The organism is Paraburkholderia sp. BR10872, assembly GCF_040965835.1.
GTDB classification, from domain to species: domain Bacteria; phylum Pseudomonadota; class Gammaproteobacteria; order Burkholderiales; family Burkholderiaceae; genus Paraburkholderia; species Paraburkholderia nodosa_A.
In genome coordinates this window covers 1-513 of sequence record NZ_JBFRCN010000155.1, presented here as the reverse complement: position 1 = coordinate 513, position 513 = coordinate 1, and the positions used below count along the sequence as shown (strand labels likewise).

The window sequence follows — 513 nt, the reverse complement described above, 5'->3', positions numbered from 1 at the left end:
ACCTCGCCGCGCGCCTCCATGCGATGCAGCACGCGCAGCAGGTCGCGCCACGGTGGCAGCCACGCGGCCTCGCGTCCGAGCAGATGCCAACTGACCACGCCATAACGGCGCAGCAGCACGTTGGCGACGTGCTCCAGCAGATCCGGGTCGGCGGGCGGCCGGCGCGCGGCGCTGGCGGTCGTTTGCCTTGCACGCGCAAGCGCCTGCGAGCGCGGGCCCGCTGCTGCGCTCGAAATCGGTCCAGTCGGTCCAGTCGGTTCGGTCGCGACAAGCGCGGCTTCATCGTCCAGACCCGCAACCGGAGCGCTCGACGCATCGGCCAACGCAACACGCCGCAGCGTCGCCCAGCGCCCCGCGTCGGCCATGCCGCCCGCGAGCGGCCCGAAGCCGCGCGGCCGGCGTCTGCCGTGATGCGCGCTGCGCTGCGCCGCCGGCTTCACGAGCGCGCGCAGCCCGGCAAAGCTGTCTGCGTTGACGAGGCCTGCCGCCACCAGTTCGCCGAGCGCGTTCTCC

General features: G+C 73.9%; 1 pseudogene. It reads right to left on the bottom strand.

Annotated features, from left to right (window positions below):
- Nucleotides 1-513: pseudogene (locus AB4Y43_RS40485) on the bottom strand (ATP-dependent DNA helicase); the annotation flags it as partial.